The organism is Aerosakkonema funiforme FACHB-1375 (genome assembly GCF_014696265.1).
GTDB lineage: Bacteria > Cyanobacteriota > Cyanobacteriia > Cyanobacteriales > Aerosakkonemataceae > Aerosakkonema > Aerosakkonema funiforme_A.
Window position 1 is genome coordinate 40790 of record NZ_JACJPW010000022.1, and the last position, 24928, is coordinate 65717.

The 24928-nt window shown below is 44.0% G+C and carries 14 protein-coding genes and 1 pseudogene; 10 read left to right on the forward strand and 5 right to left on the reverse strand.

The features are described from left to right. The first annotated feature begins 471 nt into the window (after window positions 1-471). On the forward strand, window positions 472-1815 hold the full coding sequence (clpX, locus tag H6G03_RS10770; protein WP_190464370.1) for an ATP-dependent protease ATP-binding subunit ClpX: 1344 nt from the start codon (window positions 472-474) through the stop codon (window positions 1813-1815). A gap of 122 nt (window positions 1816-1937) precedes the next feature. After that, window positions 1938-2804: an alpha/beta fold hydrolase gene (locus H6G03_RS10775; RefSeq protein ID WP_190464371.1), complete on the forward strand. Its 867-nt coding sequence runs from the start codon at window positions 1938-1940 to the stop codon at window positions 2802-2804. A gap of 3 nt (window positions 2805-2807) precedes the next feature. On the opposite strand, the pseudogene H6G03_RS37915 reads toward H6G03_RS10775, so the two are convergent. Further along, a pseudogene (locus H6G03_RS37915) lies at window positions 2808-3365 on the reverse strand (Uma2 family endonuclease); the annotation flags it as partial. An 89-nt stretch (window positions 3366-3454) separates the two neighbouring features. Further along, window positions 3455-4438 (reverse strand): GntR family transcriptional regulator, encoded by a 984-nt coding sequence (locus tag H6G03_RS10780; RefSeq protein WP_190464372.1) that lies wholly within the window; start codon window positions 4436-4438, stop codon window positions 3455-3457. 824 nt (window positions 4439-5262) lie between these two features. Between H6G03_RS10780 and H6G03_RS10785 the strand changes: the two genes are divergently transcribed. From H6G03_RS10785 to H6G03_RS10810, 7 genes are all read left to right on the forward strand, one after another. Further along, on the forward strand, window positions 5263-6021 hold the full coding sequence (locus H6G03_RS10785) for a dienelactone hydrolase family protein (RefSeq protein ID WP_190464373.1): 759 nt from the start codon (window positions 5263-5265) through the stop codon (window positions 6019-6021). 109 nt (window positions 6022-6130) lie between these two features. After that, the gene (locus tag H6G03_RS38770; RefSeq protein ID WP_255512214.1) at window positions 6131-6265 is read left to right on the forward strand and encodes a hypothetical protein; all 135 of its coding nucleotides are present in this window, start codon (window positions 6131-6133) and stop codon (window positions 6263-6265) included. A gap of 13 nt (window positions 6266-6278) precedes the next feature. Next, window positions 6279-7187, forward strand: a complete 909-nt coding sequence (locus H6G03_RS10790; protein ID WP_190464374.1) for a S1 RNA-binding domain-containing protein — start codon at window positions 6279-6281, stop codon at window positions 7185-7187. A gap of 331 nt (window positions 7188-7518) precedes the next feature. Further along, window positions 7519-9882 (forward strand): M10 family metallopeptidase, encoded by a 2364-nt coding sequence (locus H6G03_RS10795; RefSeq protein WP_190464375.1) that lies wholly within the window; start codon window positions 7519-7521, stop codon window positions 9880-9882. A 217-nt stretch (window positions 9883-10099) separates the two neighbouring features. Continuing rightward, complete coding sequence (locus H6G03_RS10800) at window positions 10100-13354, forward strand: M10 family metallopeptidase (protein ID WP_190464376.1); 3255 nt, start codon at window positions 10100-10102, stop codon at window positions 13352-13354. A gap of 95 nt (window positions 13355-13449) precedes the next feature. Beyond that, entirely contained in the window at window positions 13450-15828 is a 2379-nt protein-coding gene (locus H6G03_RS10805; RefSeq protein ID WP_190464377.1) for a M10 family metallopeptidase C-terminal domain-containing protein, read from the forward strand. 71 nt (window positions 15829-15899) lie between these two features. Next, window positions 15900-17804, forward strand: coding sequence for a M10 family metallopeptidase C-terminal domain-containing protein (locus H6G03_RS10810; RefSeq protein WP_190464378.1), 1905 nt, complete (start codon window positions 15900-15902; stop codon window positions 17802-17804). Window positions 17805-17853: 49 nt separating this feature from the next. Here the strand turns inward: H6G03_RS10810 and H6G03_RS10815 are convergent, their stop codons facing one another. Next, window positions 17854-20340 carry an ATP-binding protein gene (locus tag H6G03_RS10815; protein WP_190464379.1) on the reverse strand — a complete coding sequence of 829 codons (2487 nt, stop codon included), beginning with the start codon at window positions 20338-20340 and terminating at the stop codon, window positions 17854-17856. A 712-nt stretch (window positions 20341-21052) separates the two neighbouring features. Between H6G03_RS10815 and H6G03_RS10820 the strand changes: the two genes are divergently transcribed. Then, a complete protein-coding gene (locus H6G03_RS10820) occupies window positions 21053-22348 on the forward strand; it encodes a HetZ-related protein (protein WP_190464380.1) in 1296 nt (431 codons plus the stop codon). Window positions 22349-22486: 138 nt separating this feature from the next. On the opposite strand, the gene H6G03_RS10825 is transcribed toward H6G03_RS10820, so the two are convergent. After that, on the reverse strand, window positions 22487-23353 hold the full coding sequence (locus H6G03_RS10825) for a fructosamine kinase family protein (RefSeq protein WP_190464381.1): 867 nt from the start codon (window positions 23351-23353) through the stop codon (window positions 22487-22489). A 155-nt stretch (window positions 23354-23508) separates the two neighbouring features. Further along, complete coding sequence (locus H6G03_RS10830) at window positions 23509-24822, reverse strand: M16 family metallopeptidase (RefSeq protein WP_190464382.1); 1314 nt, start codon at window positions 24820-24822, stop codon at window positions 23509-23511. Window positions 24823-24928 lie beyond the last annotated feature (106 nt).

A 24928-nucleotide genomic window follows, 5' to 3' on the forward strand; every position in this document is an offset into this window, starting at 1 on the left:
CAAGACAGAGGATGAAATGCGATCGAGTCCGAATCGATCCACAGTCAAAGTCCTTACAGGTTGATATAGAATTTAAGTATGCCCAGGTAGAATAACCGCCAAAACCGCTAAACATTAAACACAGCGGACAGCTTGGAAAAAAAATGGCATGAGGGTGGCGAAAACCTCCGCAAAAATAGCTAGGGAATAGCTACGGAAGTCTAAAGCTTCCCACAATCACACCAGTGAACACTGAGACTCTAAAACGTATCCTGTGGCACAGGAAAACGCTAGAAAAACTATTCTAGTACGCTTGGGGAGACAAGCCCTCTGAGGTTAGCTAAATTAAGCTAGTCGATCGGTGCATTTTGTACGGTTAATTAGTTTAAGAATTGCCTGCAAAGGATAGCTAATTTTAAGGTGTGTCGATGAACCAAGAATTTCTTGAATTATATTCAGGAGATTGTCAACGCACTTCAATAAGAGGCAGCTATGTCACCCAAGTACGACTCCCATTTAAAATGTTCCTTTTGCGGCAAGTCTCAAGAGCAGGTTCGCAAATTGATTGCCGGTCCGGGAGTCTACATTTGTGATGAATGTGTAGATTTGTGTAACGAAATTTTAGATGAGGAACTGTTGGATTCCGGGCCAACATCTCCCCAACCATCACCAAGGTCAGAACCATCTCAAAAGCGGCGTAACCGATCGTCCCATCTTTCCCTGCATCAAATTCCCAAACCAAGAGAAATTAAAAAATATTTAGACGAACACGTAATCGGCCAGGACGAAGCAAAAAAAGTCCTTTCAGTAGCAGTATATAACCACTACAAACGCCTCAGCTTTCAGCAGGCGAAAAACACCGGGAAAGCAGGGCAAGAGGAAGTGGTAGAAATACAAAAATCCAATATCCTGCTCATGGGGCCGACAGGCTGCGGAAAAACACTTTTGGCCCAAACTCTCGCCAATATCCTGGATGTGCCGTTTGCAGTAGCAGATGCTACTACGCTTACGGAAGCGGGATATGTCGGCGAAGATGTGGAAAATATCCTGCTGCGACTGCTGCAAGTGGCAGACTTCGATGTGGAAGAAGCCCAGCGAGGGATCATTTATATCGATGAAATCGATAAGATTGCCCGCAAAAGCGAAAATCCCTCCATTACGCGGGATGTATCCGGCGAGGGCGTCCAGCAAGCGCTGCTGAAGATGCTCGAAGGGACAGTAGCAAACGTACCTCCCCAAGGCGGACGCAAACACCCATATCAAGACTGCATCCAAATCGACACCAGCAATATCCTATTTATCTGTGGCGGTGCTTTTGTCGGTTTGGAAAAGGTGGTGGATCAGAGAATTGGCAAAAAGTCAATGGGCTTTGTCCAAGGTGGAGAGCCGATATCGAAAGAAAAACGGACAGCGGATATTCTCAAGCAATTGGAACCGGATGACTTGGTGAAATTTGGCATGATTCCGGAGTTTATTGGCCGCATTCCGGTGATTGCGGTGGTAGATCCGCTGGATGAAGAAACTTTGACGGCGATTTTGACTCAGCCGCGCAACGCGCTGGTGAAGCAGTACCAGAAGTTGCTAAAAATGGACAACGTACAGCTCGAGTTTAAGCAGGATGCGATCCGGGCGATCGCGCAAGAAGCATATCGGCGCAAAACTGGTGCTAGGGCGCTACGCGGAATTGTAGAAGAACTGATGCTGGATGTGATGTACGAGCTGCCATCGCGCAAGGATGTTACTCGTTGTGCGATCACAAAGGAAATGGTAGAGAAGCGATCGACCGCCGAACTGCTTGTCCATCCATCCTCTTTACCTAAGCCAGAATCAGCCTAGTGGATTTTAGATTTTAGATTTTAGATTTTAGATTGGTTGTAACAGACAAGAATCTGAAATTACAATAAATAGACGATCGATGGAAAATCCAAAATCCAAAATCCAAAATCGAAAATTTAAAAATGCCATTAATTCAGGTAAGAGGCGTCGATCATTATTACGAATGGATTCGATCGCCTGCAGCAGATAAATCCAAGCCAGTCATGATTTTCCTTCACGGCTGGGCAGGTTCCGGTAGATATTGGGAAAGTACGGCAAAAGCGCTGGCAGATAATTTTGATTGTTTGCTGTACGATATGCGCGGATTTGGGCGTTCCCGTTTGCCATTACCAGAAGCTATAGCAGATGCACCTACATTAACATACGAACTAGAAGAGTTTGCCGACGACTTGGCAGAATTATTGAACGCTTTGCAGTTGGGGCGCATTTATCTCAATGCCCATTCTATGGGTGCTTCTGTCGCCACCCTATTTTTGAATCGTTACCCAGAAAAAGTAGAAAAAGCAATTTTAACTTGTAGCGGCATTTTTGAATACGACGAAAAAGCATTTGCAGCATTCCATAAATTCGGCGGCTACGTTGTAAAATTCCGCCCCCGTTGGCTGGGAAAAATTCCTTTAGCCGATATCTTCTTTATGAAGCGTTTCTTACATCGCCCCCTGCCAAGAGCGGTGAGTAAAGCATTTTTGGATGATTTTCTCTTAGCAGATTACGAAGCCGCTTTAGGGACAATTTTTACTTCGGTGAGTAAAGAAGCATCTGAGGTAATGCCGCAGGAATTTGCCAAATTATCAGTACCAACTCTTTTAGTTTCCGGTGAATACGATTTGATTATTCCGGCAGAAATGGGGCGACAAGCGGCAGCTTTAAGCGAAAAAGTGGAGTATGCTCTTATTCCCAATACTGCACATTTTCCTATGTTGGAAGATGCAGAAACTTATTTGCAGAAAGTGCAGGAGTTTTTGGGGGTTAAGTCTGAGTTTAATTGAACTAAAGTTTAACCAACTAAAAACCTGTTCGACTGTTAATTGCAACTCAATTCCATCCAGTACGGGTAACTGAGTAGAACCTGTAAAAATTTCTATTTTTTGACCCGGAAACATAGCTAGAATCGTTTCAGTTTCGGAGTCGATTAACCAACACAATTCAGTGCCATTACGCGAGCAATGCAATAATTTACTAAGCACTTTAGTTTGATTTTGCTCAGGGGAAAGGATTGCGATCGCCCAATCTGGATGAATTTCAAAACGGTTAGCAATTTTGCCAGATGGGAGAATGGGTATTCTTTCCCAGCGGAATACAGATATGTCAGGGATAATGGAGTCACCGCCAAAGGTGCAGCGTAGTTCTGGGAAAGCGTAGGCAATTTTTGGGGTTTCAGTTATTTCGTTGATAACGGTGCAAAGTTTAGCTTGTAGTCAGCTGTGTTCGCCTTGGGGCATATCTTTTTGAATGATTTCTCCATTGATAAATTCCGATCCTGGCTTAGTTTCCGGAAGTTTGAGGAACTCCTCTAGAATTAGTTTGGGTTTAATAATGGTTGCAGACATTGGTAATTTGTCGTTTGGGAGGGGATAGTTTAATTATGTGCGATCGCACCGCCATTGGGACAGGTAAAAAGTGCGATCGCTCCTGAATATCATCCCAATCCTAATTCGCGTTTGAGTAAATTAATCGACTTAACGCCAATGTAATTTTCGCAGCAGATTAGCTGAGGCGGACGAATCATATCGTCTCTGGCATCTGCAACTGTCGCTTTTACGGTGCTAAAACTAGCTTGATCGCTGATAATTGTTCTGGCACTGCGAACTAAGGCGTTAAGCTTGTAGGTGTCTCCGCGTTGAGCGGTCATGACTAGCAAATCGTCACCTCGGAGACTGTGAATTATGACTTCTGCGGCTCGCAGGATACCAGAACTGAGACTGACAAGACCGACGCAGCTGTCTTTTGGCAAGCTTTTGACCACCTGGATTTCCGAACTGTAGTCGTAGATATCGACGGGGATAACTCGGACTGATTTGGGTGCGACGATCGCTTCTGCTTCTCCGATAAAATAGCGACTGGTCACCACTGTACCACCATGAGTTTGGTCGAGAAATGCGCCTAACTCCTCCAAAGGCACGAGTTGTACGGGAATTTTGAGCGATTGTTCCAATTCCTGCACCATCAACTCGCCAACGCCAATATCCTGCTTGGGAGCTGTGACTAGCACTCTAGCACTGCAACGCAAGCGCCAGTCGATTTCTCCCAAAAAAAGCTCTCTGGCTTGGTTGAGAGTGCAACCTTCGGCAAGTAGTTTGTCCAGGCTTTCCTGTACGATTTTGTTGGCTTGGGGATACTGTTCGACGATCGGTGATTTTAGCCTCGATCCGCCTTCATTACCTTGAGCGCGGACGTAAATACCCGACCCCGCCAGAGACTCGACCAATCCGATGTCTTCTAAGTGACGGTATACCTTACTGATGGTGTTGCGATGCAGACCCGTCTGCATGGCTAATGCGCGGGTGCTGGGGAGGCGGTGTCCGGGGGGAAACTGGCGGGATGCGATCGCAAACCGAATTTGATTAAATAGCTGTGTTGATGCTGGGATTTCACTATCTGGCTGAATATGAAATTGAACCATCTTAGAGCCTCCAGGGACTCCGATCGAGTTTTTAAAGGGATAATGCGGCGGTAGGCACCATAAAATTGTGTTTTTGTCTATATATCCAGTGTATTGTTATCTTGCAAACAGCTTACCGCCTCTAGGGTAGGTAATCCGCACTTGTTAGCACAGATTATCTGAAACTGCATCATACCGAATACTGAGAAAAATAACATTACCAGAACGGGTGATCTATCGAAAATGGATATTCTGAATGCGATCGGTCAATCTTGGCTTTTGGAAAATTTATTGCTATGAGAGAATAAACTCACACTCATGGTTTATGCTGTGAGAGGTATTAAAAGTTCCTACGCTCGAATGCTAAAAATAGTCGCACAAATCGATACTTTTTTGAGAAAGTGCGGGCTCCGCTGAACAAAAGGCTGAGTTTGTAAGAGAATTTTTAAATATAGAAGCACAACATAGATATTAGTCAAAAAATAGTTCGCTTGGATTTTTATTTTAAATAAAGTATGACGATCGCCTAAATTATTGCTTATTATAATGGCTAATATCCACCCTGACGGGCAGGTGTAATAGAGTGGTTATTGGCATGAATATGTAACTTTTTATGGTAGTTTGATGCACAATTATTAAACCTGAAAAATTATTTCAGCTTTTGAAGCGTCTTGGAGGAAATGGAAGAGCAGTTATTCTTTCTACATCTATCTTGCGGAAGAATCGGGCGATCGCATACGCATAGACGCGGGTGAAAAGCAGAAAGGCGTACAAGAAGTGGCCGATCGCATTCGTAGCTTTCTCAATCTAAAATCTATACGGTGATATCACGAGGGTAAAACAGGATGGCAGACCTAGAGATTCGCACATCTAACGTTAAAATACCCAATGGGGAGTTGCAAATTGATGCGTACTATGCAGAGCCGATCGGCCAGGTGCCTTTCCCGGCGGTGATAGTATTCCAAGAGATCTTCGGAGTAAACGAACACATCCGAGACGTAACGGCACGAATTGCTAAGGAAGGTTACGTAGCGATCGCACCTGCACTCTTCCAACGCATCGCTCCTGGTTTTGAGACCGGTTACACTCCAGAAGACATTAAAATCGGCAGAGACTACAAGCAACAAACCAAAGCATCCGAGTTGCTCGGTGATATCCAGGCGACGATAGATTATCTCAAAAGCCTGCCCCAGGTAAAAGGCGATCGCATTGGCTGCATAGGTTTTTGCTTTGGCGGTCACGTGGCCTATCTTGCCGCGACTTTACCCGATATCAAAGCTACTGCCTCATTCTACGGTGCTGGTATCGCCAATTCTACTCCTGGTGGCGGCGAACCGACAATAACCCGCACAAAAGACATTAAAGGCATCCTCTACGCCTTCTTTGGTATGGATGATGCCAGCATTCCAGCGGAACAGGTCGATCGAATTGAGGCAGAGTTAGAGAAACATCAGGTTACTCATCGCGTCTTTCGCTACGATGGAGTTGACCACGGTTTTTTCTGCGATCGTCGCGGAAGCTACGATGCAGCAGCAGCTGAAGCTGCTTGGGCTCAGGTTAAGCAATTGTTTCAAACGAATCTCCTGGTAGCAAGTGGAAGTTAGTGAGGATGTGCCAGAGGTTGTAGAAGCTTTTCCCCGTTTAGAGGCCGAAACTGAGATAAAAACTTGTTACAGCCAAAGGTAAAATGCTTGGGGTAGCTGCCCTGGGAGTTTGGTCATAGCAAAAACAAGTTTAGCGATCGTATCAAGGCGATCGATCGTCAGTCAAGCAGTGCGATCGTTAAACTACACTATCAGCCGTGCCATCAACCCTGCCGCGCCAGCAACTAAATCAAAATTTACCTAGATCGAAAAGAAAGATGAAACCCAAATCGACGCCTTCTCAAGCCAATAACTCATCCTTTTCTATGGATGATTTTGCCAAAGCCCTCGAAACACACGACTACAACTTTGAAAAAGGGCAGGTGGTACGCGGCAAGGCGTTTGAATACGCCAGCGATGGTGTGTATATAGACATTGGTGCTAAATCCTCCGCTTTTCTCCCCATTCAAGAGATTATCTTAAAACGATCGACTACTTTGTCCGAATTATTACCATTAGGGGAAGAACGCGAATTTTTAATCATCCGCGAGCAAGATGCAGACGGACAAGTTACCCTTTCTTTAAAGCAGCTACAAATTAAGCAAACTTGGGATAAGTTGGCCGAAATGCAAGATAGCGGTCAAACAATACAAGTGAAAGTCACCGGTGTAAACAAAGGTGGTGTCACCGTCGATGTTAAGGGGGTACGGGGTTTTATTCCGCGCAGTCACTTAATAGATAAAGACAAGCTGGAGGAACTCATCGGTCAACCCTTAACTGCCAGCTTTTTGGAACTCGATCGCGAACGCGAAAAACTCGTTCTTTCCCAGCGCTTAGCCAGTCAATCCGCTCGCTTTAGCGAAATGGAACTGGGACAGCTAGTAGAAGGTAAAATTAGCGGTATCAAACCCTTCGGCTTATTCGTCGATTTGGGAGGTACTACCGGTTTGCTCCACATCAAACAAATCAGCCAAACCTACATTGAATCGCTGCCAAATCTGTTTCAGGTCGGTCAGCAGATTAAAGCAGTCATAGTCGATTTAGATGAAGGAAAAAGTCGTATTTCTCTTTCCACCAGAGTCTTAGAAAATCACCCAGGTGAAATGCTAGAAAACATGGCTGAAGTGATGGCTTCAGCTGATGCCCGCGCTCAACGCGCCAAGAAAAATATTTCAAATGCAACTTGAGCTTGCGGATTACCTGGGTAAAAGCTTAATATTCTAATCGGCTTCCTTGTCAAGCGGTCTGGTATAAATAAATTTAGCTCTATCAGATCGCTACGTTAACTTGGAACTCTAACTCCCACTTTTGAGATAGGCTATGTCTGTAGGTGACTGCGCTAACTCTCAACGGTAACTTAATCTATGTAGCGTTATACCAAGTTGCATTCTTACAAGTATATTTCTCTCGCCTTCTTTCCCTTCTGGAACGAGAATATTCAACATTCGATCGCAACTTGGTATTATATGGGTGCAACAAATCTACAGGTTTGATTAGTGTTATAAAGGTAGAGAAATCATGGCTAACGGAGATACTCGCTTAACCCTAGAACAAATATTTGATGCTAATTACTATCGCCTAAATAATCCAGACTTAGCCCAACTTAGCGATGATGAAGCCTTAAATCACTTATTAACATATGGATTCTTAGAAGCAGGTAGTATTCCATCAAGACTGCAATTTTCACCGTTTGTTGACTTTGAATATTATCGGAATAATAACTTAGATATCTCAGGGTTTTTCGACAACCGACAATTAGTACAACAGTTTTTAAACGAAGGGCTTTTCCAAGGGCGATCGTTCTCGCCCGTAGTCGATCTGAATTTATATAGGCAAAGCTACGCCGATCTGGCAGGTTTAGACAATAACCAATTACTCGAACATCTGATCGATTATGGCATTTATGAAGGAAGAATATTTTCACCGTTAATAGACATCAATTACTATCGGCAGAATAACCCCGATCTGGCCGGATTCGACAACAAAGAATTATTCGTACAATTTCTCACTGCTGGCATAAACGATGGGCGATCGTTTTTACCGCTATTTGATGTCAACTTTTACCGAGCAAACAACCAAGACTTGGATGATGCGGATTACACTAACGAGCAGTTAACAGATCATTTTCTAAATATTGGCCTAAGAGAAGGAAGAAGGTTTTCGCCATTTTTCGATATCAACTACTACCGAGAAAGCAATCCAGACTTAGTTTTAGCAGGGTTAGACAATGAAGAATTGTTCAATCATTTTCAAACTCGCGGTTTGGATGAAGGGCGCAGATTTTCACCCTTTATTGATGTTAATTACTACTTAGCTAACCAACCTGACCTAAGAGCGGCAGGTTTAACTCCTCGGCAAGCATTCGATCATTTTGTCAATATTGGTTTGAATGAGGGACGCCGCTCCTCGCTGATATTCGATCCGGTATATTACTTAGAGAATAATCAGGACTTAAAAAGAGCGGGATATACAAACAGACAAGCTTTTGAACACTTTCAAATCTCCGGTATCAACGAGAGGCGATCGTCATCAGTTTACTTCGATCCAAGGTCGATCGAGCCCTTTATTCTAGAAAGCATTCCAAACCTAATAGCTGCCCCTCAGTTATTAGAAAATTCGCCATTTAGATGGAACATCCCAGCCGATGGGGTACTCACATACAGCTTCGTCACCTCTGCCAGCGCCCCTTTGTACGAAGGGCGAGAATCTGGCGTGACGGAATTGACCCCACAAATTAAGAACAATATTCGCAACATCCTGCAACTTTACGACAACATACTGCCCTTCGATTTAGTTGAAGTTTCAGACAGACCTCCCAACGTCGGGCAGCTACGGTTCATGTTTTCCAACGGGCCACGCGATCAATCGCGAGAAGGAAACGTTCTCGCTTATGCCTACTACCCCGGAGACCCCACCGACTTTACTGGTAATCTTGCTGGCGACGTACATTTGAACCCTAACAGAAGTACGATCGATTTTTCAACTGGTGCCGGCAGTTTCAGCTATGAAGTTTTACTGCACGAAATCGGTCATGCGCTAGGTTTGCGACATCCTTTTGAGGGGAACCCGCCTCTAGCTGCAGGTAAGGATAACGATAGTAACACAGTCATGGGTTATAGCTTTTTTCCCGGTAATTACAATGGCTCTTTTGCCAGTACACCGATGGCCTATGATATCCGTGCCTTGCAGTTACTGTATGGGTTTAGTAGTTTGAATGAAGGTGACACAAACTATCAGTTTAATGTCAACAATTTTTTTGGCGCAGAGTCAAATGGACAAAATGGAGTAAAAAACACTATCTGGGATACCGGCGGAATTGATACATTTGATTTTTCAGCATTACCCCCGACTTTATTCGGTTATTACTTCAACATGAATGAGGGAGGTTACAACACTACACAGCTGGCGCTCAACGGTTCTACCTATACAACTTCCACTGCTCAGGGTATATTCACTACGAATAGTTTTGGCACAACTATTGGTTTTGGTTTCACTTTGGAAAACTTAGTCGGTTCTCAGGGAGATGATGAAATATTGGGAAATAATATTTCCAATAACATTGCAGGTGCAGCAGGTAACGATGTAATTACAGGTGCCCGTGGTGCAGATATCTTAAATGGCGGCCCCGGATCTGATATATTTGTATTGGCTCCGGGCGATGGCGGGCCAAATCCGGGCTCGACTGATGTGATTACCGATTTCACGGATGGTGAAGATTCGATCGGTCTAAGCGCTGGTTTGAGATTCGATCGCCTACGTATTACTCCCGGCACTAACCCGAACGATACTATTATCCAAGTTGCCAGCAGCGGCGAATACTTAGCTGTACTTACTGGCGTTCCATCTTTCGCTATCACTAATGCTGATTTCACGTTTGTTTAGAAATGTGTTGGCACATCCGCCTGCTTATTTCCAAGCGAATTCTAAGTAGAGTTGGACAAAAGTTGAAAAGTTGTGTTATGTGTCAAGTTGTTCCATTTGGAGTGGTTATGCGATCGCAGTAACCTATTCACAATGGAACAACGAACAATCAACGACATAGGTTAAGCGAAGTCACTAAACCGACTTAATACCAGTTTGTATTTGCCAGGAAAAAACTATGCCTACAGCTGCTACTTCCCCCTTAAGCATACAAGAACTATATGATGAGAATTTCTATCGAGCTAACAATCCAGACTTAAATTATTTAAACAGTCGGGATTTATACCAACAATTCCTGAATTTTGGCATTAATCAAGGTCGCAGATTTTCGCCGTACTTCGATGCCAATTTCTACAGACTTAGCAATACCGACTTAAATAGTTTAAACAACAGGCAGTTATTAGATCATTTTATCAACATCGGTCTGCCAAACGGTCGCAAATTCTCCCAATTTTTCGATATAAATTTTTATCGATCCGCCAACTCCGATTTAGCTGGTTTCGATAACATAGATTTGTTTCGACACTTCAAAAATTTCGGTGTCGCTGAAGGTTTTCGTCCCTTCTCACCAGTATTCGATATTAATTACTATCGAAATAATAACTCAGATTTGCAAGGGCTGAATTATCGGCAATTGTACGAGCATTTTCAGCTTTCCGGTATGGGCCAAGGACGTGAATTTTCGCCGTATTTTGACTTCGATATATACCGGGCTAGAAACTCTGAATTAACAAGTAATATCACTACTAATCAAGGATTGCTAGAAAGCTTCCTTACTACTGGGATAGAGCAGGGTCTTTCTGCCTCGCTGTTCTTCGATCTCAACTACTATAAATCTAAAAACTCCAGCTTGTCTAACTTGAGTAATAGACAATTATTCGAGCAATTCCAAATTATTGGTTTGCCGCAGGGGCGTACTTTCTCTCGCTACTTTGATTTTGATTTCTACCGAGATGCCAACCGAGACCTCGGTCAACTGAACAATAAACAATTGTGGGAACACTTCCAAAACTTTGGTTTAAGGGAGGGACGCCCTTCTTCAGCATTCTTCGATCTAGATTTTTATCGTTCTAGAAATCGAGACTTGGCTGGACTGAGCGACAAACAATTAGAGGAACAATTGATTACCGAAGGTCTGGATCAAGGTCGTTCCCTTTCACCATTCTTCGATCTTAATTACTATCGAGTTGCCAACGGTAAAGCGGAGACTCTCAGCAATAGACAATTGTGGCAAGACTTGCAAGACGTTGGCGTGCCGGGAGGACAGGCTTTTTCACAGTTCTTCGATTTGAATTTGTACCGAAGTAGCAACCCAGATTTGGCAGGTTTGAGCAACGAACAATTGTTTGAACATTTCCAAAACTTTGGTCTAGCTGAGGGAAGAACTTTTTCGCCAGTAATCGATCTAAATGTCTATCGAAATAGCAATCCGGATTTTACAAATCTGAGCAATAAAGATTTATTCGAGATATTGGTAACTTCTGGTATAAGTGGGGGAAGCGGTGGAGGTTCTGCTGTTACGCAGTTTTTTGACCCCGATTTTTATCGCACCAATAACCCTGACTTGGCAGAGGAAGGAATAGTTACCGATACGCAATTGTTGGAACACTTCCAAAACTTCGGTCTGGACGATCGAGGCAGAAAATTCTCACCATATCTAGACCTGGATTACTACCTAGCTAACAACCCAGATTTGGTGACCGCAGGTCTGACTAGGCGGGAAGCATTCGAGCATTTTCAACGTTACGGATTGGATGAAAGACGCCCGTTTTCGCAATTTTTTGATGTCCGATACTATCTAGATAACAACACCGATTTGCGTGCAACTGGGATGAGTTACCGCCAAGCGTTTTCTCACTTTCAAAATTTTGGTGTAAATGAGGGACGCCGCCCATCGATTCTATTTAATCCTGTTTATTATCTGGATAACAACCCGGACTTGGCTGCCAGAGGAATGAGTTTTAAGGATGCGTTTGTGCATTTTCAGAATAACGGTTTTGTGGAAGCGCGATCGGCGTCTGTTTTATTCCAGCCTCAAGATATTGCCCCCCTACTATTTCCTTTGGCCGTAAACGAAACTGGCGACGCTTTAGACCTGAGAGTAAACCCCCCCGTGACCATAGTAGCCTTACCTAACTGGCTTCAAAACGTGCGCGAATGGGGGGACATCCCAGCTAATGGCACTCTCAGCTATAGTTTTGTTGGCACAGCCGGTGCCTTTTTGTACGAAGGATCGGAGAGCAACGTTAGGGAAGTACCCGAATCGGTTAAAAACAACGTTCGCAATATCATGCGGCAGTATGATGAGGTTCTGGGCATCAATGTGGTTGAAGTTGCAGACACGCCTCCCAATGTCGGTCGCATCAGAATTATGTTTTCCAACGGCCCTGGCCAGCGCGGTGTACCGGGCTATGGCAATCCCCCTTCCGATAACCCCGGTACGACTTTGGCCGGTGATGTGCATTTAAATCCGACCATTGATTATTCTCAAGGCCCTGGCAGTTATAACTACCAAACTTTGCTCTCCGTAATTGGCAATGCTCTTGGGCTGCAAAACCCCAAAAAACAAACTCTACCTGCGGTTTTTGAGCCCGTTCTCAGTTTTGGGAAGGATAACAATACAAATACTGTAATGACCGATAATACTCCTCCCCAAACATATAACGGCTCATTTGCAAGCACACCTATGTCTTACGATATCCGTGCTTTGCAGTACCTTTATGGTGCCGGTTATGCAAACGAAACCGATACAACATATAGGTTTAATACCAGCAATTTCGGGCCTACCGATCTCAGCGGAAGAAATGGCTTAAAACAGACTATTTTCGATGCCGGCGGTATTGATACATTTGACTTTTCCGCATTGCCAGCCGTTCCCTTCGGTTACTACTTCGACATGAATGAAGGAGGACAAAATACAACACAAATTGCCCTCAATGGCGCAACCTATATTGTTCCCAACCCCAACAGCACTGACAACGACCCTCTCCCTCCCATCACATTGACAACTAACAGTTTTAGCACCACGGTTGCTTTTAGCTTCTCTCTCGAAAACCTGGTCGGTTCTCCGGGAGATGATGAAATATTGGGCAACAATTTGTCCAATAATATTGCAGGCGGTGCTGGCAACGATATCATCAACAGCGGCATCGGTAAAGATACATTAACAGGTGGTGCTGGCAGCGATATTTTTGTAGTGGTTGCCGGCCAAGGCAGCCCCAACCCGGAAAACGCTGATATTATTACTGATTTCGTGGATGGTCAGGATAGAATTGGCTTGGGTATAGGTTTGACTTTTTCTCAGATCGTGATATCCCCAGGCACTAACTCGAATGACACTTTCATTCGACTTGCTAGAAGCGGTGAATACTTGGCTGTATTGACTGGGATTCCATCTGCGGCCATTACCCAAAGCGACTTTACTGCTATTTGAGAATAGTGCGCGGCTAGTTGTTAACAGTGAGTTTAAACATAACTAACAACTAGCTGATAATCAACGCCAACCTTTGTATCTGCTAGGAAAAATTTATGTTTCCACCTGTTGTTTTACCACTTAGCGTACAGGAAATATATGACGAAAGTTTTTATAGAGCTAACTATCCAGAGTTGGCTAATTTGAACAGCAGAGAATTAGAACGACATTTACTTACCACTGGTATACCGCAAGGTTTCAAATATTCGCCGTTTTTTGATGTAAGTTATTATCGCAGCAACAACACCGACTTGGGTAACTTAAACAACGAGCAATTATTGAACCATTTTCTCAGTACAGGTGTTGCGGAAAGGCGCAAAACTTCTTCATACATCGACCTGGATTTTTATCAAGCCAGTAACCCAGACCTAGCCCAATTGGATAACGCACAATTATTTGTGCATTTGAAAAACTTTGGTTTGGCTGAGGGGCGTCCCTTCTCTCCAGCAGTCGATCTAAATGCCTTCCGAGCTAGCAATCCCAATTTTGCCGGACTGGACAACCAACAATTATTCGAGCAATTCCAACTTTCCGGTATCTCTGTTGAAACACCCACCACCGCGCCTGAGTTATTTGATGTAGAATTTTACCGACAAAATAATCCTGATTTGGTCGCGGCAGGAATAGATACCGATGCGGAACTTTTGGAACATTTCCAAAACTTTGGAATAGCCGACATAGGCCGAAAATTTTCACCTTTTTTAGATCTCGATTACTACCTAAGTAAAAACCCAGACTTGGTTACAACAGGTCTGACTCGACGAGATGCTTACGACCATTTTCAAAAGTATGGATTAGACGAAGGACGCTCATTTTCACAGTTCTTCGATGTCAGATACTACCTAGATAACAACCACGACCTGCGTGCAAGCGGGATGAATTATCGGCAGGCGTTCGCTCACTTTCAAAACTTTGGTGTGAATGAGGCAAGACGCCCATCGCTTCTATTCAATCCGGTATATTATCTCGATAACAACGCAGACTTGGCGGCAGCAAAACTGACTAGCAAAGAAGCATTTGAACACTTTCAAATTTCTGGTTTAAAGGAAGGTCGTCGCTCATCAATTTTCTTCGATCCGCAGGCTTTAGCTGCATTGATCAGAACAGACTTTCAACCAGCAAGCGTTGACCCGACGACATTTTTTCAACCAACAGTTAAATGGAATGTTCCAGCTAGTAATGTACTCACATACAGTTTTGTGACTACTGCCAGTGCCTTTTTGTACGAAGGGCAAGAAACAGGCGTTAAGGAATTGGACGATCGAACTAAGAATAATATCCGCAGTATCCTGCGACTGTATAGCCAATACATTCCAGTTAATTTTGTTGAGGTTACCGACAGACCTCCTAATATCGGTCAGATCAGGTTCATGTATTCTAATAGGGAGCAGGCACCAGATACCTTAGCTTACGCCTACTATCCCAAAGACCCAGGTGACGATACTCTCAGCTACCCTGTCGATAGTCTGGGTGGTGATGTGCATTTAAATGGTGATAAAAGTGTAATTGATTTTGCAACTGGGCCAGGAACTGTTTCTTACGAATTATTGCTGCAAAATGTTGGTCGGGCTTTAGGTCTAAAACCAACGATAGTTTCATCGCCAAATCTGAATGTTGGTAAAGATAATAATACCAACACTGTAATGACTGCTAACTTTTCGCTTGAACGATACAACGGAGCAATGGCAAGTACGCCAATGTCCTACGACATCCGTGCATTGCAGTTCTTGTATGGTGCCAGTTATTTCAACAGCAACGATACAACGTATAATTTTGATGCCAGCAATTTTTTTGGGATCAAGCAGACACTATGGGACAGCGGTGGCATCGACACACTAGATTTTTCGGGATTACCACCGGATCAAGTAGGTTATTACTTTGACATGAATGAGGGCGGTCAAAATACGCAACAGGTTGCTCTTAATACTGCTACTTATTTAGTTCCCAGTGGGGATGACAATCAAACTAATGAAGATGGCTCTCCTGTTCTTACTCCATATAATACCAGTCTGTATTCTACAAGCGTTGCTTTTGGATCTGAGATTGAAAATTTGGTAGGGTCTAATGGCAAAGATGAAATTTTGGGCAATAGTTTGTTCAATAACATTAAAGGCAATGGAAGCGATGACAGGATAACAGGCGCTCGTGGCAAAGATACACTAACTGGTGGAGATGGAGCGGATACTTTTGTATTTGCTCCAGGGGATGGCGGGCCGACTCCGGAAACGGCTGATGTTATTACTGATTTTACTGATGGTCAGGATAAGATCGGTTTAGCGCTTGCTTTGCCGTTTGGGGCTCTCACTATTACTCAAGGTTCTGGTACATATGCCAACGATACTTTAATCCGGATTGCTGGTAGTGGTGAATATTTGGCTGTATTGACTGGTGTTCAGGCAGGATTAATTAACTCTGAAGATTTCATTTCGGTTTAGTAGTCGTAGGGTGGGCATTGCCCACCCTACAAAGTATTTTATAACAGGTAAATACTGATAGGAAATAATTTATGCCTGTACAATTATTCGATGCCAATTATTATCGGGCTGTCAATCCAGACTTAGCTAACCTCAACGACACACAAGCATTTTGGCATTTCCAGAACTATGGCTTAAATGAAGGACGCCAATTCTCACCGTTAGTCAATCTTAACTTTTATCGCTCAAACAACCTTGATTTAGCGGCGGCAGGTTTAACGACAAACACCCAACTCTTCAACCATCTTCAAGACAGCGGTATAGATGAGGGCAGAAGATTTTCACCGCTAGTAGATCTTTTCTTCTATAGATATAAAAACCCGGATTTAGCGGCTGCTTTTGTTTCCGACAGCCAACTATTGGAACATCTGCAAAAAAATGGTTTAGCCGAAGGACGCCGATTTTCACCTTTTTTTGATGTCAATTATTATCTTTCTCAGAATGCAGATTTAGTTGCTGCGGGTCTTAATAATCAACAAGCGGTTGAGCATTTTCAAAGGTTCGGCTTAGCGGAGGGACGCCGCGCTTCTCCTCTAGTGCTGTTCGATCCGACATATTATTTATCGCAAAATCCAGATTTAATTGCGGCAGGTATTAATAACGGTCAAACAGCATTTGAACATTTCCAAAACTATGGCTATGCGGAAAGACGCCGTTCGTCACTTTTTTTCGATCGCAACTCTATAGCTGCCTTAATTGAGAATCCTCCCGCTAGGTGGGAAGTTCCAGAAGGTGGCACGCTGACATTTAGTTTTGTTACAGCGGCTAGCGCTTTTAACTACACAGGCCCAGAAAAAAATGTGGGGGAAGTGAGTGAGGCAATTAAAAATAATGTTCGCTATATTTTTTATAACCTATATGCCCCCATTCTCCCCTTTAATTTTGTTGAAGTTCCAGAGACAAGTACGCATCACGGTCAAATCCGATTCATGTTTTCCAATGGAGACAGTGTACCGGGTTTTTACGCTTATACTTATGAGCTTGGCTATAACGATCTTGATGGAGATGTACATTTAAACCGTAATGCTGAAGGTAGGTCTGATGCCTTTTCATCTGGCCCTGGCAGTCGCGGCTACGCAGCTTTAATTCACGAAATCGGTCATGCTTTGGGTTTGAAACATCCGGGTAATTACAATGGCGAAGACAGTGAGGGGGAACCTCCATATCTTCCTTATTGGGAAGATCATAATATTAATACCGTGATGAGCTACAATGACCCTTCGCTCGACCCTTTTCCTATTACACCTATGGCTTATGATATCCGTGCTATTCAATATCTTTATGGTGCTAATAACTTTAATAATACGGATACAGTCTACAAATTTGATAGCAGCAATTTTTTAGATATAAAGAAGGCTATTTGGGATAGCGGTGGCGTCGATTTGTTGGATTTTTCTGCACTGCCAACAAACGAAAATTACTATTTTGACATGAACGAGGGGGGTCATCTGACAACTGATAGTGCTAGGAATAATGGGTCGTATTTCGCAGAGAACGATATGTCTTTTACCAGTTACACAACTGATCGTTACGCGACTGCGATCGCATATGGGACAATTATAGAAAATGCGATCGGTTCCCAAGGCAATGACTATATTATCGGGAACCCAGCTAGTAATTGGATTGGTGGCAATGCAGGCTACGATATCCTCATTGGCGGCGCTGGTGGAGATACTTTAGTCGGTGGCGGCGATGCCGATACTTTTGTACTGACTCCCGGCGGTGGCGCTGCCGATACAATTATAGATTTTACCGACGGTCAGGATCGGTTAAGCTTACAGGGCGGTTTGACTCTCAATTCTCTAAATTTTACTCAGGGAACGGGTGTAAATGCCAACAATACCTTTGTCCAAATAGCTAGCAGTGGCGAAATTTTAGCTGTGCTGGTGGGTATTCCAGCAAATGCGATCGCCGCTGCTGATTTTACCTCTATTTAGTTCGCTTTTAGCAAACGAAATGAAAAAGTAAAGTAACTGGGTATCATTTTTAATTCTCTGACATTGCCTTTTTCACTTTGGCAACTTGCTTGGGCGCTCCTATCTCTTCGTAGAATTGAATTGCTGCTTGAAAGTCTGTCCTGCTTTTAGCGATATTACCCATCTTTTGATAAGTCAATCCCCTTTCATAGTAAGCTTCAGCAATATTGACTTTGGCTCCTATTTTACTGGCAATTTCTAAAGCATCTGTATGATTGACGAGCGCCGCTTCTAAATTATTTTGCTTTCGATAAATCGTTCCTAAACCATTTAGCGCTCTACCTTTAACCTCAATATAGTTACTTTGTTCTGCATAACATAATGCCTCGCGATACATTTCTAATGCTTTTTCGTAATCTCCTAAGTTGTTATGGATCATAGCGAAACCGACCGAGCTATATGCTTTAATCCATACGCTCAAATACATATTTGGTAATTCTTTGTAACCCTTTTTAGCCTTTTCTGCGTAAATTATGGTTTTTTGTTTATCTTCTTCGGAATTCGACTCCGAGTACAAAACGCTGAGAGCTAACAAAGAACCTACTGTATATACGGAATAATTAGGGTTTTCTACAAGAACCAATACCTCTTCGTAAGATTTTATGGCTTCTTCAAATTCACCAATACTGAGTTTGCTGCCGCTTATTATGAAGCGTATCGATACATTTATTTTTTCTAGCTCAAGCTTGAGTTGTTCGTAGTTTTCCTTTTGAGAGATTACTTCCTGGGTTTTTTTTGCCATTTCTATAGCCTTTTCGTAGGCTTCAATACCTTTTTGTATATCACCCGCTCGCAGCAATATATTACCAAACTCATTGTAAAGGTGGGTCAAGGAATACTCATCGTTAATATTCTCAGCTAGGGAAGTGATGACAGAAGCCATGTGTTGAAGCAGACCTACTCTGCCAAAAGAGTTAGCAAGTGTCTCCGCCACTCCCAAGTCACTATGCTTTAGTTTTCTCTCTTTGAGTATTATATCGGCAGCTCGATCGAATTCTTCGATATCTATATAGTGATAGTAAGCTTCCAAAGCTTTGATTGCATCGCCTGGAGTATCGATAACCGTAACGCTGTCTGTCCAAAAATCTGCTGCTTTGCGATTAACTATCTTCCAGTCTTCACTAATTTTTAGTCTGGCTCTAGCTTCCGCCCTAGTTACTGAATGTAGGTAGTGTTCGCCCTTGTAGAAATCCAATAACGATCGCTCTCGTAAAGATTGAACAACTCGTCTCCGTTGTGACTCAGGTACATCCCATAGCAAATGGAGAACTCCATCCAATAATACCGATCGCACCTCTTGATAGCGATAGCATCCCATACGACAGAGAAGTTTATAAGCTTCCGGGTCGTGTTCTTGCAGGCGATCGAACTGACTGGCAATTAAATCTTTTAAGTCTCTTTCAATCAACAAATTCTGTCCATTTTGATGCCAATAAGCCTCAATATCCCCTTCCCAATCTGCTTGAATTGCGCCAGAAATAATGTGCATAGCTTTGGCATTTCCGCCATAGGCTTGGTGCATATCCTTCAATACTGAAGATTCGGTGTTGATATTGCGGCTGCTGAAAAACACTCGCCACGCAGCTATATCCAAACCTTGCAAGCGATAGTCATGAAAACTTACAGCAGATTCTCCCAATCGCTCCCGACTCGTAATTAAAGTAACGCAGTTACCACCTCGATCCGCTAAAACTCTTAATAACTCCACATAGTCGCGGTGAGCGGGGATAAATTTGCCATCTTTATCCAAAGCCGGTTCGAGGTTATCAATTATCACTCCCACTCTTTGTGAGGGATTTCGCAGTTTTTGCCTTAAGCGCTCCAGAGTAACACCAAAATCACCACTAGGCTCCTCGTTAAAGTGTCGCTTTAACCATTCTTCTACTACACTTTTGGCACTGGTGATTTGTTGCATCTCTTTTGCCATCCAGGTCTCCATAATTAAGTCGAAGCCCGCAGATGTCAGGTACTCCCAGGATAGCAGCGTCTTGCCTACACCGCCCTCACCCTGAATCAGTATAATTTTAGCCCCTTGTCTGACTAGGGAGTTGAGATCTGCGATCGCTTTTTCCCGCCCAATAAAAATGACTTTGTTATTATTGATTGTCTCCTCTTGTTCTGAGCCTGAGAAATTCTCACCCTCAGCTGACTTTTGGCCCTTGGCTTCAGGCGTTATTCCAGCCACCCCCTCAAGACTTTGGTCTTTCCGATCTTTTTTAGCTTCTGCCAATGACTCTCGCCATCGCCTCTCTAGAGCAGCTTCAAAATTCGTTTTACTGACTTTTTCTCCTAATGCTTCAGAGACCAACTTCCATAATTTTGGCCCAATGTCTTGCTTTAGGTATGTTTCGGTGTAACCGGAAGCAGCGGCAATTTCGTGATACTTCTGACCTTGCCAAGAGCCCTTAAGTATCACTACTTCAACGTCTCTCAGGTGAACCTTTTTTTTAGCGAAAACCGCTGCATCTAGAACTTTTAATGCTTCTTCAAATTCCATTAGCTTTCTCTGTTCGCGCCAGTTTTCTTAACTCACTCTTTCAGTATAACCTGACTTTTCCCGATCTTTCCTGAACTTTTCTGAACTTACCTGACTTTACCTGATTTTTTGATTAAATTCATCGCCAAAAAACTGCTTAACTTATCATTATCGACACTGACTCTCAGATCTAGGAAACTGTTGATATGGAAAGAAAGGTTTTGACCTCACAACATTAGTTCTGGCTGGGAAGACCATAAAGTTATGTCTATAGTGTTTATCCAAAATTTAAGCGGCAAAAACTATTCCGATTCTGCCACTCCTCTAATTAAGCTTTTCGGGAAATACACTCCCCATCAGGAGCATTCGCTCTGGCTGTTACAAATTGTTTCCGCCACTCTGTAACGATCTTGAGCGGGTTATCGCAATCTTTCAACAACCAGAGATTTTATTCCATTGAAATACCACTCAGGGATAGCCACTTGATTTCATCAATAGCTTCCAGCTGAGAAAAAGGTTCCCGACAGTCTCTCGCAAAAAAACAGCAAATAAAAATTTTCAGGCGTAAAGGAAACCTTTCTTGGCAATCCGAGTTTATCACACACACTACATATGGAACCTTCCTTATGAAACGTTCACATTATCAACATCTAAAACACACAATCGGGTGATGGCACCTACAAAAAGTTTATTTTCTTTCGATGTAATTCATAAAAGTAGTCGGGGTAATACAATGACTTTAACAACCGTCAACGATCTCAATCCAACTTCTACCAGCAACCTTGAGTCTCCGGAACATTTAGGAGAAAATTTCGACACTCAAGCTTTAGTCCAGCTATTGCTGGAGGAACTGTCGCCGTCAGTCGGATCGCAAGGAAGACAAGTTAAAGGTGTCGCAACTCGAATGGCGCTGGAAGTAGAACGAGTTTGCCAAAAGAGTTCCCGCATCCAAACTTCCGGTCAAATCCACTCTTGGCAGCTCGCTCTGGCACGCCATCGCTTGCAAAAGTGCCTGTCCTATTACCGCTTGGGGTCCAGACAAGGCCGCGTTGAACTGCACAGCAACCTCAGTGCAATGGTTTATCGATACATTGCACCGCCGCAATCTCAATTGGGTTTTTATGGGCGCACTAACCTGATTGAAGACTTTTTGCAAGAGTTTTACGCCGAGTCTCTCAAAGCTTTCCGGCGGGAAAACGATCTGGCTAGTGACTACACACCGCGCACCCAGTTGGAATTGGCCGAGTATATGGCGTTCACCGAACATTATGCCAAGCGCCGCATTAGCCTGCCAAAGGGTAACACCCAGCAGCTGATAGTGCTGCGTGCCCAAGCGTTTGTCAAACGCCAACCAGCCGAGACTCCTCTGGATATAGAGCAGGCTGTGGAAATGCCTAAAGGAGAGCAAGAGCAAACGAGCATTCAGTCATCGCTGATGCAACAGCTGCGATCGCAAATTATTGCCGATACAATCGACCCATCTGAAGAAGTATTGCGCGATCGCGTCATCGCCGAACTGCTACAATACTTGGAATCCCAAGGTCAATCAGACTGCGTAGATTACCTAGTCTTAAAACTGCAAGACTTGGCAGCCCCAGATATTGACACCATCTTGGGTCTGACTCCTCGGCAACGCGATTACCTGCAACAGCGCTTTAAGTACCATGTGGAAAAGTTTGCTCGCGTCTCTCACTGGAAACTGGTACACCAGTGGTTAGGAGCAGACATCGACCAAAAACTGGGAATGTCTTCTCAACAGTGGGAAAAATTCTTTGTTCAACTTTCCCCACAACAACAGCAGATATTGCACCTCAAACAGAACCACAAACTAGACGAGGAAATCGCCAAAACTCTCAAAATTACACTCAAACAGGTGCAAAAGCACTGGATGAATATGTTAGAGATCGCCTGGAAGGTTCGCAATACCGAAACCCAGAAACCGAAAGCTCTTAGCAGTAGGGAAGCTTCTTCAGTCGCTGTAGCATCTTGTCCATTACCTCTTGCTATGAAAAGCAAGCGAGTTGCTTAACTGAGGACTAGGGGTTAGGGATTGGGGGTTAGGGGCTAGGGAAAGAGTGGGGGAGTGGGGGAGTGGGGGAGCGAGAGAATAAATATTTTTCCCTCCTCCTTCTCCCTCTTCGTTTTGACTTTTGACTTTTGACTTTTTCTAGCCTCTGAGAATTTCCTCGATCGTTCGATTTGCCTGCGACCCGTAACTGCCGCCAAACAAATTAAAGTGATTGAGAATGTGGTATAGATTGTAGAGCGTTTTGCGCTCTTCGTAGCCCGCATCTAAAGGCCAAGCTTCGTTATAACCGCGATAAAACGCTGCTGGAAAACCGCCAAACAGTTCCGTCATGGCGATATCCACTTCGCGATCGCCATAATAAGGTGCAGGATCGAGAATCACCGGCTCACCTGCTACGGTAACAGCAGCATTACCCGACCATAAATCCCCATGTACCAAGGATGGTTGAGGCTGATGACCTGCTAGCAGTTCCGGTATTGCTTTGAGCAAACTTTCTCCCTGACTGAAATGACCGCCCCGTCGCTTAGCCAATTTTAGTTGATAGCCGATCCGGTGTTCGGCAAAAAACTCTGCCCAATCAGATGTCCAAGTATTAATCTGGGGAGTCGAACCGATCGTATTATTTCGCTCCCAGCCAAAAGCTTTGCTGCTACTCTTGTGCATTGCCGCCAGCTGACGACCCATCTCCTCCCAAGCACTCGCGTTAGCACTGCGACCCAAATCGAGCCATTCCATCACTATGTAAGCTTTATCATCCGCAATTCCACAGCAAATTGGCTTAGGAATGCGGATAGTTTGGGTTTCCCACATTTGTTGGAGGCCCAGCGCCTCTGCCTGGAACATATCGATCTGGGAAGCTTGGTTGAGCTTGACAAAATAGGTAAGATCGCCATCTGAGATTGCATAACCTTGATTTATGCAGCCTCCCCCAACCGATCGCCTCTGCTGAGTGTGAAATTCTTCGCCAGTTAGCTCAGTAATATGAGCATCAATTTTCGTCCACATGGGAGAGATTTTAACGCAAAGGAACGCAGATGCAAGTACAGAAATACTGAAATAGAGGAAATACTTTCTATTATCCTTTAAACCCCTTGCTCGATCGGCTATCTCCTCCGCGTTCCTCTGCGTAAACCTTTGCGTTCCTCTGCGTTAAAAAAACTCTACTTCCGATCTGGCGATATCGCCACAACAGCATAAGCATCAGGAGACAAGAACCGCTCAGCCGCCAGTTGAAGATCCACTTCATCCAAAGCTTGAATGCGAGCGGGGTAGTTCAAAGCGGGAGCTAAATCTCCTACCATTGATTGATAGTAACCGTACATTCCAGCCCGATCGCTCGGCGTCTCGTTCGCAAACACAAATCGATTTGCCACTTGCGTGCGGACGCGGCCAATTTCTGCGGCTGTAACAGATTCTGTTTGAAGGCTGCGGATGTGTTGAACGATCGCAGCTTCTACTTCTGCGAGATTTTCCGTTGGCAACTGGGCGGAAATTTGGAAAATACCCTGTAAATGATGGCTGACATTACTGGCAGAAATATGGGTAACTAAGCGTCGATTCTCCCGCAAATCCCTCACCAGTCGAGATGTCCGCCCTTGTCCTAAAATTGCCGCCAGTACATCCAACCCATAAGTTTGGTGTAATTGAGTCAACCCAGGTACTCGCCAAAGCATCATTAAGCGTGCTTGCTGCAAGCTTTCATCTGTATATTCTCGGCGCACAATTTCTTGATAAGGCAGTTCTGATTCAAATGCCAGATCTTCTATAGAGCGATCGATCTGCTCAGAGCGAGTAGAGTTTAGGTATGACCTGCCCTTACTCCTAACAAATCCATCCGTCACAATATCAATTAATTCCTTAGCTGGGAGATTACCCACCGCTACAGCAGTTATCGACTTGGGTTGATACCAACTAGCATGAAAATCGCGCATTTGCTGAGGAGTAAGCTGCTCAATTACCGATGTTGGGCCCAAAACTGGGCGACGGTAAGGCAGTCGTTCAAACGCGGTTTCCATAGACCGCTGATAAATACGGCGGCGGGGGTTATCTTCCGATCGACGAATTTCTTCTAAAACGACGAACCGCTCCCTTTCAAATGCCTCGTCTGGAATGCTGGGGTTAACCACCACATCTATCTGCAATGGTGCTAGTGCGGCAAAATCTTTAGGAGCGGCTGTAGTGTAAAAGTGAGTGTAATCTTGACTGGTAGCGGCATTGGTGACAGCACCCCGCTCCTCAACCAGACGCTCAAACTCACCGCTAGCCAGCTTTTCGGTTCCTTTAAACACCATATGCTCTAAGAAATGAGCCATACCGTTAATTCGATCCGATTCAATAGCTGAGCCGACGCTCACCCACAAGCTTAGATTTACGGCTTCCACCGGCATCTGTTCCGCCACAATTGTTAACCCGTTAGGCAGTCGGCAAATCGTGGGGGCGTTTAGCGGTATAGATTTGAGCAGGGTTGATGTCATGAGTTGTTACAGTTGTCGTCGCTGTTACTGTTACTTCTTTAATGTTAAACGTTACGCTTCTTAATCAGATCTGGTAATTACACGTAAAGCATTAACCTTATGCAGA